Source organism: Comamonas trifloxystrobinivorans (assembly GCF_043359985.1).
Taxonomy (GTDB): Bacteria; Pseudomonadota; Gammaproteobacteria; order Burkholderiales; family Burkholderiaceae_C; genus Comamonas; species Comamonas trifloxystrobinivorans.
On record NZ_JBHZGV010000005.1, the window covers coordinates 315,733 to 331,741 of the forward strand.

The window sequence follows — 16,009 nt, forward strand, 5'->3', positions numbered from 1 at the left end:
ACATTTATAAACATGTTTTTGCGCTTTAGTTGACTATTTTTGACAAATGAGAGGCGGGCGAGGGTGAGGCGGTAACCAAGTCGTCTTCAATCCGCTGGCTTACATTGCCTTGATATCTCGCATGTTTATCGCATTGCTATCTGTAGACCGCGTCTCCCAGAACGATAGAGGCACGCGCCCCAGCCTCAAACAGCAACCTTGCCGCTTGAATTCAGACTCGCACCCAAAGTCTTGGGCAATCTTCGCTCGCTCTCCTCTCACTGAAAAAAGCACTCTGACGCTCCTCTGCTGGATCAGGTCTATATGGAATTGAACAGGCGGAGCGGATTGCCCAAAAGGGGTAATTAGGAGGAGAGGAAACTGGCCTTGACCGAAAGAGGCAATTGCCAGTGACAATCCTCAATAGATCAACGCGTCCTCGAACTACGGACACCCATTGCAACCAATCCGCCGAACATTAACGACAGCAGGGCGAGCGCCCATTGGCTGAGCGAAGGCACTGGTGTGGGGATCGCAGTCGGGGTGTTCTGCTTGACCAGCGTGTTTGTGATGGCCAGAGTCAAGTTGCCTCCCAATGGCACAGGCCCAGTCGCGGTGGGCAGCGTGGCAGCGCCCCACCCATAACCACTGGGCGCTGCAGGCAACGCGCCCTCTGCTACCGAGCAGGAGCTGCCAGCAGTAACCGTGATCGGTTCGACTGTGCCTGCATTGTTCACGACCGCGATGCTGCCTTGCTGGCTGAGGTCGGGCGAGACACAGGTGAGTGTGAACGGAATGCTGCCACTAAATGCTGGAGCACCCTCAGGGCCCACGACCGTCTTGGACACCTGTACCGTGCCCGTATTAGCCTGGGATTGCAGGTACCAGTTGTTGCCAATCTTCTGGAGAGAATAGAGAAACTGACCTGCTATCAGTGACCCACCGGGCAAGGCAAACGTACCCGAAGAGCTTCCGTCAACCTGCACAACCAGGATGCCATTGCCGGTAGTAAGCGCACCCGCTCCACCCAGGTTGTTAACCTGCAAAACGGTGGAACCTGCTGTACCACCTGTGATATGAAGAACATCCGAGGCAGAGTTGCTGTCTCCCAGCACGGTATCGATCTTCGCCACACCGACGCTATCAAAGTCGCCATGGATGGTGGTTGTCGCGGTCGTCCCTTCTTGCAGATCCAGGGTTGATGCCGCATTGGAGAGCTTCAAGATACCCGTATTGGCAGTATCGAACAAATCACCGGTCAAACGCAGTGCCCCGCCATTTTGGACATCAACCGTCTCCCAAAGTGTCAGGTTAGCTCCAAGAGAGGGGTTGTTCGCACTGGCAGTGAAAGCACGCAAGCTGATGCCATCAATATTGAACTGGTCCGCGCCTGCCCCTCCATCGAACAGGGGAACCTGGGTCACATCAATGTCCCCAGAGAGAGTGATGACATCATCACCATCCCCCATGGATATGCTGCCAATTATTGCGCCCCCGCTCGCCTGTAAATTATCGGCTCCAGCTCCGAGACTCACACTCCCGACAAGTTGACCCGCAGTTTGAATCAAGGTGTCATTGCCTGCTCTCGTCAGAATCGGACCTTCAATACGTCCATTATTTGTGATTTGTACGGGGTTTGTGATGGCATCGGCGCCGTCGAGCACGATGGCGTAGCTGAATGCATCCGCACGGATAATGCCACCCGCAAGATTCTCAACCTGCTGCACGATGGTGCTTCCCGCCAGGGAGCTCAGCTCAACCACACGTCTTGTTGCCGAGTTGGTAGTACCGCCTTTGAGTTCTAACAAGCCACTGTTTGTAATCTTCAACTCAGTGGTAGCTGCATACATTCCAGTGGAGACAGCCGCAGCGCTGGCCCCGGCACCGTTGATGGTCACATCACCAGAATTGTTCACAACCGCGGCACCAGCGGTTGCCCTTGCTGTTAGTCCATAGGCTCCCGCTCCACCCGGGATATTAATTCCTACCGTACCTTCGTTCACAACCGTAGCACTTCGTCCTAACGCGTCAATTCCATCGCTTCCACTAGATGATGTAGTGCTGTTGTTAGTGATAGATATGGTTCCACGGTTGATCAAGCTCGCGGGACCGTTAATGGTATAGAGGCTGGCTCCAGAGATGTATCGATTCGCCGCTAAATTGGATGTGATGGATGCACTAATTGAAGCACCCGTCTCATTCAAGAACGATGCAGAGGTGAAATTATTCCCAGTTGTGTATCCCACATTTGCAACCGACCGCGTTCCCGTACCGCCACCACCATACAGTGCATTAGTCCAATCAATACTGCCTTGATTAATGACAGATACGCCATTAGCGAGGTTCTGAGTTGCATAAATTACGCCTAGGAGCGCACCTGTGGCTGTCCAGCTTCCAGAATTGGTGAAAGAGACATTCTGAGCATTAATGAGGTACTGACCGGAAGTCGTACCAGTGCAGGAAACTGTGCTCCCCGCAACGGTGACCGGACTGGGAGGGGTGCATGCACCCCAGCTTGTTAACGGAAATGCGAAGACGCCGTACAGCGCCAAGCTTACAGATGCAATCTTCATACAAGCCCCATCAGAAACCGTCAAGTATGAAGCGAGTGATTACATTTATAACATGTCGAAAGTGTCAACAATCTTCACGAGACAAGTAGCACTGACCACCAGCTATGGTGCTTCATGCCCCCCGCTTGAGCACATATGTTCGGCCAACAGCCTGGAGATAAGTACGCGTGGTATCAACAGAACTCACTACTAGCCAATCTAAATAAGCCACCATCACCGCCAAGATCCCATTCGCAATGCGGCTTCTAGGTAGCTCGGGGTGCGCTACCCATCATTCTACCCGCCGTAGTCTGGGCAATACACCAGTTTACTGCGACGATGTTCCGTCGAAATATGATCTATCAGATAACCAACGAGGCAGATTTGGAGACATCGATGGACAAAAAAGAGGCGCAAGAATACCTTCAACTAACGCAGATAGCAGAAGACACTGGGATGTTGTATTGGGGCGCTCACGGCTTGGCACCAGACCAATCAGAACTAGATAAGCTCAAAGGAATAACACGCGGGCTTCCCAGAACCGCCCAATGCGCCGAAGCCGAAGCTGACGCGGAGGTCAACAGTCCGATTGACGTGGAAATTGACAGCGATCTATGGGATTTGCACAAAGCTCTCCAAATACTTAGAGAAAACTCGAAAATTAAAAACCCGCTTGTTGGGCCCGGGGCGCTGCGCGCTACCCTTAAGGAGAAAGATCAATTTCAGTCTTTTGCAAACGCGTGTCACAAGCTATCCAAGATGCTCAACGAATCATGCACTGACAGTGACGACCCATACATCAAAATCGGACAGGCAATCGCTCCGCACCTATCACGCCCCGCTCACGAATCAGCCGACGAGGCTTGGAAAAATTATTGCGTCGACCTACGGGGGCAGCTAGACAGGTTGGCGCAATCCGCATCACATCAGGGGAGCAGCACTCAGGCCGTTAGCCGTAAAAAACGGGAAAACTTCCTAGTCGAGCTCATTTATATCCGGGTCAAGCGCTTTCGCAAGCGCATGCCACGCAACAACGGCAGGCAAGACGAAAGGGAATTCAAGGCTAAAGAGCTGGCTGAAATCACTTATCAAATCTGGAATATCTACTTCTCAGATACCCCAATGACTCTGACCAAGGTGCGTCGAGCCATCAAAGAGCTCAATAGCTAACCGACAGCTAACTTGGTTAGGTCAGACAGCGGATCTCATAAAAAGACAGGCTAAAGCGGAAATGTGGGTATGAGCCTGTCCATTTTTCACATTCGGTGATTGTTGAGAGATCATTAGTCACACAGCACCGTGAAAGCGAAAAATGCATCAGTCACCACATTGCCCCACTGCGATCGTCTCGCAACGCATATCTAAGCATGCAGAAGCGCCGCCTTAGCGCCACCGGCCAAGCTTAGATTTACCTCCACTCCTATATTTCATCCGCGCAGATGCAGCGGGAGGGGTTGCTTTGCGCAATTTTTATGAAAGTATCGCCGTGATTAAAGTCATCAATGACCACACCGTCGTTTTTACATCAGACGATGAGGAATACAACGAAGACACCTACGCCTCTGAACCCGAACAAGAAAACACAGGCTGGAGCATGAATCCAGACCAAATTGCGCTCGCAATGCTGACATTCAACCTGCTAATGCAGGACGAAGCAATGACGCGCATTGAAGCAAAGCTCGACGGTCTGCTTGACCGCGTAGCGGTGGTTGCAAACCATGCATTGCGGTCAAGGCACGTCCTCCTCCAAGCCATTGCAGCATCTCAACCCAAGGCAAGCAAGCAGGCAAGGAAGTCACGCTCCGCTCGCAAGAATGCTCCCAGCAACCAGCGAGTAGGCAAGCGAGCATAACCTGAAGTGACGGAGGGCAGACCTCCATCCACTTGCACGAAATAGAACTTCAGCGCCAAGTCGTTTGTGGACACGAATAGGCCCGCCTAGGTCTGGTGTTCTGCATTTATCAGCATAAATTTCAATATCACATTATGACAAATACTCAAACTAGCTTCCAAGAAGTTCCGGAGATGAATCGCCTTCAGACCGCAGCAATGAAAATTGTCGCCTTGCACAATGAAGAAGAGGCCACCGAACTGGCGGAAACGCACAAACCTGCCTCCAGCCAAAGCAACCTCGCCACGGAACCGGTAGAAGCAGAAATGTCCGACCAGTCAGCAGACGAGGACACCAGCGAGCCCACGCAAACATTGCCGGAGGATCACGCAGAACCCACAGTAAACGAAGCAGCTGGTGGTCGCGGCAATGCTCGGCTACCTGCACAAGCCCGTGAATATGGTCTGCTCACCCGCAACGATATCGAAGCTGAACCTTCGGCCATCCCATTGATTCACGGCCTAATCGGCAAGGGCCAGCTTGTCATGATTGCAGGCCCCTCGGGTTGCGGTAAGTCTGTGCTCCAGATGCATTTGGGTGCTGCATTGGTTAATGCCGATGAAGTATTTGGTCACCGCATCCCAAAACGGTCGCGATTTGTATACGTCAACTTGGAGGGCGAGCTCAAGCAGCGCCTGGAAGCCATCGAGCAGCACCATACCGGCTGGTCATTTCCTGCACCGCAAGCAATGTTCATGACGCGCGCATGGCGGTTGAACGACGAGTCCGAAGTGATCGAACTGGCTCGCCATGTGAATCAGGCTGGTGGCGCAGATGTGATTTTTATCGACACCTTAAATCGTGCCATCCCCGGCAGTGATGAAAATCTCTCGACTGACATGGGCATGGTGATCGCACACGCCAACCAGTTGATCAAGTTGACTGGCGCAGCGGTGGTACTCACCCACCACACGGGCAAGGCCAAAGACAGGGGGCCACGCGGGCACTCTAGCCTGTATGCCGCGCTCGATACCTGCTTGATGGTGGAGCAGACCGACTCAGGCGTGCGGGCTGTTGAGCTGGTTAAGACGCGCCAAGGAGCCGGAGGCAAGAAGTACTACTTCAATATAGAGAACATCGAGCTGGGCGAAGACGATTATGGCCTGCCGGTGGTGGGGCCTGCACTCACCGAAGTGGAAGGGACGCCCGATGTCGAAAAGGCTGCGGCAGCACCTGCGCTAACGCCTCAGCAAAAAGAAGCACTGGTTGCTATCGGGTTGCATTTGCAGGCTGGATTGAACGGCGAGCCCCTTGCGGGAATCAACCGTGAGGAAGCACTAGAGGTTGTCAAAGCGGCCTTCAGTGCGGTGTCATCCAAGCACCGGTCTACCCGCGCACGCGAGGCACTGGATGCGTTGATTGAAGCTGGTCAATTGCAGCAAAGTGATAGCGGCCTGCTGAAAACCGCCTCCTGAGCAGTTTATTCCACAGCTCCGGCAATTGACTGCCGGGGCTGGAGTCACTCAGTTATCCCTTGTGTATGGCGGTGCCGAAAGTGCATGGCCATTGCACTCTCCAGACATGGACAAAATCATGCAATCGAAAAATCATGTGCGGCTAATTCAGCGCGTAAAAACCGCATTAGATATCCTCAGCAGAACAATCACGCAGCCCATCTGCTACAGCGAAGCAGCCTTCCACTTAGGGTTGCCCGCTTGCAGGAAAAACCGCTACTGCAGCGGAATCATTATTCGTGCGCTCAACCTGATGTGCAAGGAGGACAGGTTACAAAACCGCCCGCTCCGCGCATCGCTGTTCGTATCTAAAAACCATGGCATTCCAGGCAAGGGCTTTTGGGAATCGGAAGACGTTGGGCTGGACTGGGTTGCTGAGGTGGACAAGCGCAATGAGCACGAAGCGCTGTTGACGGAGTTGTTGAAGTGGAGGGATGAGCTCCCTGTCCAAGGTGCGGGGCAAACGGAATGTCCCAAACAAGATGGCATGGGTGTGAAACGGCGTGATTTTGGATAAATCTAATTGACTTATGGCTGTCCACCCCGCCCTACAACACCTTCGGTGCTGGGAGCGGTGGGCAGTTCAACATACCCTGGGCGGCCAATCTCCCGCGACTGACGCATAACGCCCCATAGCGGCTGTGCGCAGTGCTCCGAAGCGGTCACTCAGAAAACACGATGAGTCGACCGACTGTGATCCAGAAAGCCTGTGCAAGAAAAGGCCCCCTTTCTTTCAGGAAGGCCTTCTTGCTCTATCCCCTGAGGATCACCGCCTGATGTGCCTGCAGAAACTCTCGCATGCCCATTGGGGTCAATCCAGGCAACGCTCTTAACAACTCGCGCAGGTCGCTGACTGGGATCTCCATTTCGCCCTTTGCAGTGCTGCGGTCCATGCCGGCGAAAACGCTGGCCATGCCTGGTAAAGCACCGCATTTGCGCCACGCCGCCTCAAGCTGATCCGGCGGTGTTTCAAGTGCCTCGATCCGGGTGCTAAGGACTTCCGATGCCAATGACGCAAGGGCGCGGGCATCCAACGCTTCTTCCCCAGCTACAGAAAGCACACGACGTCCGTCAAAGCCATCCACCAGCGCAGCCGCAGCGGCCGCGGCGCAATCAGCGCGCGCAACCAATGTCATGCGCCCGCGGCCTTGCGCGCAAGGTAACTGACCGCTCCTGCAAGCCAGTGGCAGGGTCGCGAGCAGCAGTTCGGCATAGATCGCATTGCGCAGAATGCTAAAGCCCGTCTGCCCTTGACGCAGTTTTCGTTCGGTTGCCGCATGGTCGACTGCTATCGGGCTCGGCTGTGCAGCACCGGCAGTAGCAAACGACGTGTAGACCAAATGCTGCACACCGCAGCGCCAAGCTGCCTCGATAGCGTTGCCGTGCTGTGTGGAGCGGCGTGGTGGCACACCCTGCGTGTTGGTGCTCACCAGCAGCATGCGCGACGCTCCCTTGATGGCGACATCAAGCGAGTCGGGTTGGTCAAAGTCCGCAAAGCGCACCGATACACCGCGAGCCGCCAAGTCTTCCAGCTTGTGAGGTTGACGGGTGGTTGCAATGATGGGCTGGTGTGGCCGATACCGCAACAGCAGCTCAATCACTTGGCGCGCGAGCGCGCCAGAAGCTCCGCTTACCAGCAACGAGCCGCTGGTGGAACTGGAACAAATGGAGTTCATGAGAAAAGGTCTTTCGTGTCTGGAGCGCTCTGATTGGCACTCCGTCAGATTCGGTGGTTCCTCCAGGCGGTCAGGCGCGCACATGCCGCGTGCACAAGGCAAGCGAGCAGACCCTAAACAGTGGAGGCGATAAAATGGAAGCGACCCGCGCGCATTAAAGCGCGGGCGGCTTCCAGAATCAGCGAAAGACAATTTGCATGAACGAATAATCGCACACTTTCTCGAGTACAGCTACTCTATTCAGCGCGACCAGCTTGTCAGGGCGAAGGGTAAAGGACGACGAGCATTCAAACGACCAGGCAACCGCTTGCGGGAAAATTCCGCATCAGCGGCGGATGACTGTTGTTGGCCGTCTCCGGACAGCCCACCCCGCCCGGCCCCGCAGGGGGTGCGGGCGGGGTGGGCAACCCGATCCCGGATGCGCATCCCGGGTGTAGCGAGTCTAGGTCGTGTACCCCGTACGCTGCGAATATGTCAGATGGGTATCTCCTCGGCCCACGGCATAGCCACAGAGACCTAGCCATGACCCCCATAGTGGCGGACTGTACGAGACACAAGCAAATACATCTCTGCAAGCCCAAATCTTCGGCAAACAATCCGCAAATCCATTCTCAGTAGAACCCCAGAAAAAATATCCACAGCACACTCCAAACACCATCGGCCAACTCCCCCCCGCCCACCTCCCCCTAAAAGGGGGGGCGGGGGGAGTCGGGCCGGGGTGGGGCTATCGGGGTAGCGTGCAAGCAATCGACCGGGCAAGTGGTGATAAGCGGATATCGAGGCACAGGGCTGGAGCCCTAGCAGGCAAGCCACCACCTCGCGATAGTGCAGAAGTGCCTCCGAGAGGTACCGAAGTGCTGCACGGGAAGCCTAGCCGCTACCCCCATAGTCCAAATATCCACGAAACACGCCTAGGTATCACCTCGCGTGCCGACTGCAAAGCAGCAAAGCATCAAGCAGACCAACATAGGCAGGTCGATACAACACCCCGGAACCAAGGACTCCAATGCTATACCCCAACACCCGCACCCCGCCCGACAACCCCCTTCGGGGGTGTCGTGGCGGGCGGGGTGCCGGGGTATTGAGTGCGGAATAGCAAGACATGCCGTGTACACGCATCGAAACCAGAAGACGCGAAGCAAAGAAACTACTCCCACCCGAAACTCGGGACTACCGGGTGGGCTGCAGGGTATTCAACAAAGTGACCGGGTCGAGAGCTGCAAGGTACGGCAGCAAGTGTGATGCCTGTGTGCCACCAGCCGCCTCAAGATTTGAGAAGCTGATCCAATGCAAGCCCGGGCCGAACTGCGCAAACTTGGCACCATCGGGCAAACAGAATGACGTCTACGAAATTCTCACCACGCTCCAGCTTGGAGATGTAGGACTGCCCTACACCTAACTGCTCGGCCATATCTGTCTGTGTCAAGCTCGCACCCACGCGCATATCCCGAAGTGCTGCACGCAGCGCTTCGTAATCGGCATGGTAGAGAGACGTGGACATCCATGCATCGTCTAGTCGAATATGGAATAGTCGTAATCAGACTAAATGCGGTACGATTTATTTGCTCCGATATTCAAACGGCCAACCAAACTACTGCAAACAGGGACATATGTACGACCTCTACCATTCCGACCAAGACGACCAATGGCGCTACGTCCTAGGCCGCTCGGGTGCCAATCCACTATTCATCATCGGCCTCAACCCCAGTACCGCAACCCAAGAAAAACTGGATCAGACGGTCACCCGTGTGGAGAAGGTCGCCCAGCAATCGGGATTTGATGGGTTCGTGATGCTCAATCTTTACCCCGTGCGCGCTACCAATCCGCAAGACCTGACGGAAAAAGCCGACCCCGTTGCATATGAGCGCAACCTGGAAGAAATCGAAAAAATCGTGGCCCAGTATCCCAAGCCCACTATTTGGGCGGCCTGGGGGGAGATCGTGGTCAAGCGACCGTATCTCACGCGGGCACGGGATGCGCTGTATCAGCGTCTAGAAAAATATGCCCCTCAATGGCGTAGATTCGGCGAGTTGACGGTCAACGGCCATCCACGCCACCCGCTGTATCTGGACTACAGCTGGACACTGGAGCCGTTCGAGCCAAGCTAACCATGCAATGGGTAGCGCACACGGTTGCGCTACCTGCCATGTAACCCATCGCCGTAGGCCACAGCGGCCATCACTCGCAAGAAAACCGAGCCACTGGCTCGCCCTTCAAAGCAGCGGGTCTACCGCGAGTAGCCCCCTTCCGTCGTCAACAAAGGCTATTGAAAATCAATGATTTAGGAATCATTGATATGAAATTGATAGCATCAATCACAATAACGAAGGGGAGAGAGAAGCATCGCCTTATTCCATGCGGGTTTCAGCCCTCCAAAATCGAAATTTCCTACGCCCTCTTGTATTTCTCCACACTGGGCGTTATGGAAGAGCTGCAACGATCTGACGCACTGCGTGCACCCCGGCAATTTATCTATCTTCATCAGACCGGGGTAGTACCCAGCCTGCGTACCTGGCTTGAGTGGCTGTCAGAAGGCCGCAGCCGAGATGTCGAAGGCGACCTGATCGGCATGACCGATGCACGGGCACAGGAGCGACTGACCGATGCCTTGCAGGGTGACTGGGATGTACTACCTCCCGGCTATTCCCAGCAATGCGCTACGCATCAGGAGGCTCAGCCATGATGCCCAAAGCAGCTAGCAAAGAACTCGGAGCGGCACAGGTAGCTGCGATATGGCGACGTGGATCGACACATGTCGGCGGCGTGCGTGGCCTCGTGCTCAACGTCACCATGTACGGCTCGCGCAGCTGGCTATTGCGCTACCAAGTCGCAGGCCGACGTCGTGACCTGGGGCTCGGATCGTACCCAACGGTCACCCTCGCACAGGCCCGGGAGCTGGCACGAGAAGCCCGCCTCAAACTAGCGCGTGGCATCGACCCTATAGCGGATGCACAGCGCCTGCGTGCCCAGTTGGTGCAAGATATGCAGCGGGCCATCAGCTTCGCAGAGGCTGCTACCAAGTACATCGACGCCCATGAAAAAGGCTGGAAGAACGTCAAGCATGTGGCGCAGTGGCGGTCGTCGCTGGCGACCTATGCGAATCCGGTACTCGGCAAGGTGCCAGTGGCAGCGGTCGATGTAGAGATGGTGCTGCGGGTGATCGAGCCGATGTGGGCCACCAAGACGGAAACGGCCAATCGCGTGCGGGGCCGGATCGAATCGGTATTGGACTGGGCAGTGGCCCGCGGCTATCGCAAGGATGCCAACCCGGCACGCTGGAAGGGACTCCTGGACAAGCTACTACCGGCACCAGCAAAGGTCACCAAGACCGTGCACCACCGTGCCATGCCCTATGCCGATCTACCGGCGTTCATGGTGCAGTTGCGAAGTCAAGAAGGCAATGGCGCGCTGGCCCTGCAGTTCCTGATCCTGACGGCAACCCGGTCAGGCGAAGTGCGGGGAGCAAGGTGGGATGAGATCGATATTGCCAACCGGGTATGGACGATCCCAGCCGAGCGGATGAAGGCCCATAAGGAGCACCGCGTACCTCTGTCGGATGCAGCAATTGAGATCCTCAAGAACCAACGCGACGTCGTACCTGCATCGTGCCTCTATGTGTTCCCGGGCTACCGAGCAAGTGCCGATCCCGAGACGGGAGCGCCGCTATCGAACATGACGCTAACTGCCGTATTGCGTCGCCTGAATGTGAACGCCGTGCCTCATGGGTTCCGGTCTACGTTCCGCGACTGGTGTGCCGAGAAAACGCAGTACGCCAATGAGGTCGCGGAGATGGCCCTCGCACACACCGTCGCGAGCAAGGTGGAAGCCGCGTATCGACGCGGAGACATGCTGGAAAAGCGCCACGCACTCATGCAGGACTGGGGCAGCTACGCCATGACCGACGGTCATACCCGCGGGCAACCTGCGGCAATAAAAACTGCCGCCGCGAATGACAACTCAAACCCAAAAATCAACCAATCCAATTAACCAATTAGGAGTTACATCATGGACCAACAACCACTCAGCAAGCTCGCAAGGTTCAAGGCATGGCATACACGAACCTGGAGCGCAGGATGGATCGGAAAAGCTAAGATCATCGTACTGTGGTACATGGTCATCATGCTCTGCGCAGCCATCTTGCTAGGCGAGAAAAGAATGCCTACGGATGGAACGCTCGTATCCTCAGATACGGAGGTGGTGACGCGCCAGGTATTGACCACGTCCAATGGAGCCAGAGCTATTGCACAGCGGACACTGCACGACGTGTATGACCTCGCTCAGCAAAAGCCACAGCTGCAATCGGTGCGCATGGAGTTCGTCATGTCTAGCGCAGGGGTAAAAGACCAGTACGGCAATCCCATCAAAGAGGATAAGCCTATGGGTAAGTTCGAATGGAGCGCGGGTGAACTGGCTGAAGCGCGCAAATACAGGGCCTTCCACCTGTGGGCTGATGACCGGACTATTACGCTATACGGCGCAATGCTCAAACAGATGCCAAGCGGACACCTGCTGCGGGACTATTGACACGGGTATGGGCATGACTATCCAAAATATAGCGAGAAGTACCCTCGTGGCCCTCCCGTGTGCCGCCGCGATATTGGCTATGGGGGAGGTCATGGCCGCACCCTCAGATTGCTACGCGATTAAAGATGGGGACAAGCGTGCCTACTGTCTCGCAGCTGTGAAACAGGACTACCAATACTGCTATCGGGTCAAGGATAGTGACCAGCGCAATCAGTGTCTCGCAGAGATCAAAGGCAGTCGGGATCGGTGCTACGCCATCAAGGAAAACGATGCGCGCAGGCTGTGTTTAGCGAAATGAAATCTCCACACTGAACTCTGTTATAAGTTGATGCGGTCAACAATCCCGTCCGCACCGCATAGACGACCACGCCCCAATGAAATATCGCCACCCAGTCACCCCCATCGATCCAATGAGCTCGTTTGCTCAAGAAATCAAGAAGAAGTTAAAAATTAAAGAAGACCCGGTCTATATCGACGTCGAACTGTCTAAACATGCGATCGTCAATGAATGCTTCGCCAATACCTCATCCCAAGTTGATCTAAATGGAGGTCAACAAGTACTCGGATGGGCGCTCTGGGAACTGCCAGGAGTTTATTTCGAGGCCGAGTTCCATGCTGTGTGGGAAAGACCAGATGGCGTACTAATCGATATAACTCCTAAGAAAGAACTGACAAGTCGAATTCTATTCCTCCGTGACCCGGGAACAAGCTACACAGGAGAGCAAGTTGACAATCTGCGGCTCCCTATCTCAAATGATCCTGCGGTAATGGACTTTATTCAAGCGAGCGAAGAAGAAGTCAAATTCATGAACGAAGGAAGCAGGCAGGGTCAGTATGGCGAAATTACTCTCACAGAGAATGAAGCTGCACACTACGACCAGATACAGCAACGAAAAACAATGGCTACGCTAGGTTGCATTCGTCTACTCCAAGAAATTGGGCCATATACGCCTTGCAGTTGTGGTTGCGGTCGAAAGACAAAGTGGTGCGATAAAAGAAAGCTGTAATGCCTCTATCAGATCGCAGTGACAGAAAGTCGACAGGAACTGATATACACGTGCGCGGCTACGATAGCTATGTCAGCGGACACTAGAAGCGCACCTGGACGTGGTCGAGGCCCTTAGGCTCAAGTCTCCGCGGAGGTCTAAGGTAGACCAGAAGATAGATAGAGCCTGGAAGATGCGGCCACAGAACCAAAGCGGCGTATCAAGCGGACAACTCACCGGTATGGTGCGCGCGCCGCACTGCAATGGCATATATCCGGCTAAATAGTAGGTAAAACGGAAGGTAGAAATGCAAAACGGGCCACATGGGCCCGTATTTCATGAATTCTTAACTAGGAGGGAGGGATTCGAACCCTCGGTACGTTTGCACGTACGCCTGATTTCGAGTCAGGTACATTCGACCACTCTGCCACCTCTCCGCAGCGCCGAAGCCGCAATTGTAGCAGGGAGTTTTCGGCCCTCCGACAAAAAACGAAGATTTCGATGAAATTGTTGTCAGCCGGAGGCCGAGTCTGGAGAGATGGGTAGCGGCGAAGGTAGAGGCGGAGCGAGCTCCATACCTCAACCTCCCTCCTCGCCAATCACCGCAATGGAGAACGTCGTAAGCCGACTGCGGCAAGCCCTCCAAGAATCAAGGACAGCACTGCTAACGCCCACTGACCAAGGGACGGGATAGGTGCAGCGACTGCGAACTGGTCATCGTCGTTGACGCTCACGGTGTCCTTAACCTTGGCTCCGAGCCCATATCCCGTGCCAGGCTGCAGCTGCAGCAATGCGGTCACGCTGCCGTCTCCGGCAACGATATTCGGGGTTGCGGTGATGGTGCAACTAGCAGTGCTCGCTCCCGCCGCAACGGCGAGCGGCGATGCGCAAGTGGTGCTATAGCGACTGTTGTCGGCAGGTGCCGTGATAGCAACGTTCAAGCCGCCAGCGGGTGCGGGAGCGCTCAACGTTATGATACAGATGGACACTTGGTCAGTAGAATCCACTAGGCTAGAGGGCGTACATGCCACATTGGCCAAGGGAGGTGACAGGGCCACGTCATCATCTCTGATCAGTATACTGGCCTGGTTTGGCGTGCCCAGTTGGTAGCCAGCGCCGGTAGCAGGCGTTGCCAAGGCGAGTGACACGGTCACATCCCCATCACCCACCACGGTGTTGGGTGTAGCTGTAATGGTACAGGTGGTGCTGCTAGCACCTGCCTCGATGACTGCCGAGTTGCCACACGTGGTACTGAAACGAGGGCCGCTAATGGGCGACGTTAAACGAATGGTCATACCGCCAACTGGGGCCGGTACGTCTGAGGTGATTGTGCAAACAGCCACTTGAGATTCTGCATCCACGAGACTATTAGGCGTACAGCTAACTCCTACGGAAGGGAGGTCATCGTTGCGTACTGTCACTGTGGCAGCGATAGGAGTGCCCAACACGTAGTCGGCCATAGCGTCAGGGGTTGCTAGTTGCAAAGTCGCACTAACGTCCCCATCGGCAGGAACAGTGTTTGCAGTCGCGGTGATACTGCAGCTCGCAGAGGTTTCACCTGCAGCCACACTTATCGCGGAGCCGCAGGTGGTGGTGTAGCGTGAGTTAGCTGGCGGAGGTGCCAACGCTATCGACAAACCGCCCAGGGGCGCGGGCTGGTTGATCGTTACGGTGCAGTTCGCTACCTGACCAGCTGAGTCTACGAGATCGGTAGGAGTGCATTGGAGCGTTGCGACAAACTTAGGCAGACAAGATGCAGCATCACCACCATTGGCCGTTGCAGTGGCTTGGCTGCTGCCGAGGGTCCCAGCTGGGATGGTCATAATTCGTGTGCTTGTACCGAAAAAGGCTAGCTTGGTGGCATCATTAGGCAACCGAGCGGCCCCACCGAATGAGGTACTAAAATAAGAACTGCCTATAGATTCCACGACACCACTAGACAGGTTAAATCGATAATTTTGAGCAAATATTGATGAGGTAATGGCAACACCATATGCCCACTGACCTGCCGCATCTATGGCGAAGTCGCCTGACTGACCACCCGGAATATTGGCAGTCAATGTCAAAGTGCTTACGACCTTAGGTGGCGTCTGAGTTACATCAACGCGGAACACGCGATTGAGCGAGCCCCCAGTCTGAAAACTAGCAACGTACAAGATACCCGTTACTGGGTCGACGTCGGCAGCATTGAAGTTGGGCCCGAGTCTTGCGTCTAGCGCTCCGGGCACGGAGGTACCGCTAGGATCGGTGGATGTGAGATAGGGCCCCAGGCCATCAACGATACCTAAGTTGTCCACGCCATCACGACCGTAACGAAATAACTCATAGTTACGCGTATGGGTACGCCAACCGCCTCCTTGCCCACTTCCCCAGCCTGCTGCAGGGCTGGTGTCCCACTTGTTGTCTCCATCAACCGCGCGAATGGCATAAATGTAGCCATCGTTGCCCATGCCTCCCGCTACAGAGGCTCCTGCAGGTAGCGGCGCAGTTGCAGGAGCCAACGGTATCTCTCGAGGAGATACAGTCGGGGCCGCAGCTGCGTTCCAAATCTGCGATAGCGCCACAGCACCAGTGGCAGGTACGGTAGCAAGCGACAAATTGGTCGTGGGCGGCGTGCCCACCGCGGCGGGACTGCTGTAGCGCATAAGGTAGAAAGATGCGGTACTAGCATCGCATCGCGGAAGTGGGGTTCCAGCGGCTGCCAATACGCCTGTGGATACACACAAAGCAGTTACAGCAGTTGCTGTGGCTTTGTAGGAGTGCCGAAAAATCGACAGAATGTTCGTTAATTGTTCCATTTGACAATCCTTGTAGAAATTTAACTCTAGCTATACAAAAACCAGCAGATTGCAAAACAGTTTAATGCATACGGTAATCCCCCCACAAACCACCGCTCTGAGAAGTAGAGCTATGCGGCCATGGCCAGCCGCTGTTTGGGGGTGATGCC

At 55.1% G+C, this 16,009-nt stretch carries 13 protein-coding genes and 1 tRNA gene; 9 read left to right on the forward strand and 5 right to left on the reverse strand.

Features of this window, described 5'->3' with window-relative positions; translation table 11 throughout:
- Window positions 1-407: 407 nt before the first annotated feature.
- Window positions 408-2,576, reverse strand: coding sequence for an IPTL-CTERM sorting domain-containing protein (locus ACFIQF_RS07840; RefSeq protein ID WP_393941700.1), 2,169 nt, complete (start codon window positions 2,574-2,576; stop codon window positions 408-410).
- Between the two features lie 351 nt (window positions 2,577-2,927).
- On the opposite strand from ACFIQF_RS07840, the gene ACFIQF_RS07845 reads away from it, so the two are divergent.
- From ACFIQF_RS07845 to ACFIQF_RS07860, 4 genes are all read left to right on the forward strand, one after another.
- Window positions 2,928-3,701 (forward strand): hypothetical protein, encoded by a 774-nt coding sequence (locus ACFIQF_RS07845; protein WP_393941702.1) that lies wholly within the window; start codon window positions 2,928-2,930, stop codon window positions 3,699-3,701.
- A gap of 316 nt (window positions 3,702-4,017) precedes the next feature.
- Window positions 4,018-4,383, forward strand: a complete 366-nt coding sequence (locus ACFIQF_RS07850) for a hypothetical protein (protein WP_393941704.1) — start codon at window positions 4,018-4,020, stop codon at window positions 4,381-4,383.
- Between the two features lie 134 nt (window positions 4,384-4,517).
- On the forward strand, window positions 4,518-5,837 hold the full coding sequence (locus ACFIQF_RS07855; protein WP_393941706.1) for an AAA family ATPase: 1,320 nt from the start codon (window positions 4,518-4,520) through the stop codon (window positions 5,835-5,837).
- A gap of 106 nt (window positions 5,838-5,943) precedes the next feature.
- Window positions 5,944-6,393, forward strand: coding sequence for a hypothetical protein (locus ACFIQF_RS07860; protein ID WP_393941708.1), 450 nt, complete (start codon window positions 5,944-5,946; stop codon window positions 6,391-6,393).
- A 235-nt stretch (window positions 6,394-6,628) separates the two neighbouring features.
- Here the strand turns inward: ACFIQF_RS07860 and ACFIQF_RS07865 are convergent, their stop codons facing one another.
- Together ACFIQF_RS07865 and ACFIQF_RS07870 are read right to left on the reverse strand one after the other, a co-directional pair.
- A complete protein-coding gene (locus tag ACFIQF_RS07865; RefSeq protein WP_224149105.1) occupies window positions 6,629-7,552 on the reverse strand; it encodes an NAD(P)H-binding protein in 924 nt (307 codons plus the stop codon).
- A 1,264-nt stretch (window positions 7,553-8,816) separates the two neighbouring features.
- The gene (locus tag ACFIQF_RS07870) at window positions 8,817-9,053 is read right to left on the reverse strand and encodes a helix-turn-helix domain-containing protein (protein WP_393941710.1); all 237 of its coding nucleotides are present in this window, start codon (window positions 9,051-9,053) and stop codon (window positions 8,817-8,819) included.
- Between the two features lie 109 nt (window positions 9,054-9,162).
- On the opposite strand from ACFIQF_RS07870, the gene ACFIQF_RS07875 reads away from it, so the two are divergent.
- The 5 genes from ACFIQF_RS07875 to ACFIQF_RS07895 all read left to right on the forward strand — a co-directional run bounded on the left by ACFIQF_RS07875 (window position 9,163) and on the right by ACFIQF_RS07895 (window position 13,083).
- Window positions 9,163-9,660, forward strand: a complete 498-nt coding sequence (locus ACFIQF_RS07875; RefSeq protein ID WP_393941711.1) for a DUF1643 domain-containing protein — start codon at window positions 9,163-9,165, stop codon at window positions 9,658-9,660.
- Window positions 9,661-9,818: 158 nt separating this feature from the next.
- Window positions 9,819-10,235 carry a hypothetical protein gene (locus tag ACFIQF_RS07880; RefSeq protein WP_393941713.1) on the forward strand — a complete coding sequence of 139 codons (417 nt, stop codon included), beginning with the start codon at window positions 9,819-9,821 and terminating at the stop codon, window positions 10,233-10,235.
- The gene (locus ACFIQF_RS07885) at window positions 10,232-11,539 is read left to right on the forward strand and encodes a tyrosine-type recombinase/integrase (RefSeq protein WP_393941714.1); all 1,308 of its coding nucleotides are present in this window, start codon (window positions 10,232-10,234) and stop codon (window positions 11,537-11,539) included. Before ACFIQF_RS07880 ends, ACFIQF_RS07885 begins: the two co-directional genes overlap by 4 nt.
- Before the next feature lie 18 nt (window positions 11,540-11,557).
- The gene (locus tag ACFIQF_RS07890) at window positions 11,558-12,076 is read left to right on the forward strand and encodes a hypothetical protein (RefSeq protein ID WP_182343161.1); all 519 of its coding nucleotides are present in this window, start codon (window positions 11,558-11,560) and stop codon (window positions 12,074-12,076) included.
- Between the two features lie 374 nt (window positions 12,077-12,450).
- The gene (locus tag ACFIQF_RS07895) at window positions 12,451-13,083 is read left to right on the forward strand and encodes a hypothetical protein (protein WP_393941715.1); all 633 of its coding nucleotides are present in this window, start codon (window positions 12,451-12,453) and stop codon (window positions 13,081-13,083) included.
- Window positions 13,084-13,414: 331 nt separating this feature from the next.
- On the opposite strand, the gene ACFIQF_RS07900 is transcribed toward ACFIQF_RS07895, so the two are convergent.
- Window positions 13,415-13,499, reverse strand: a tRNA-Ser gene (locus ACFIQF_RS07900).
- A 162-nt stretch (window positions 13,500-13,661) separates the two neighbouring features.
- Window positions 13,662-15,860: an IPTL-CTERM sorting domain-containing protein gene (locus ACFIQF_RS07905; RefSeq protein WP_393941716.1), complete on the reverse strand. Its 2,199-nt coding sequence runs from the start codon at window positions 15,858-15,860 to the stop codon at window positions 13,662-13,664.
- Window positions 15,861-16,009 lie beyond the last annotated feature (149 nt).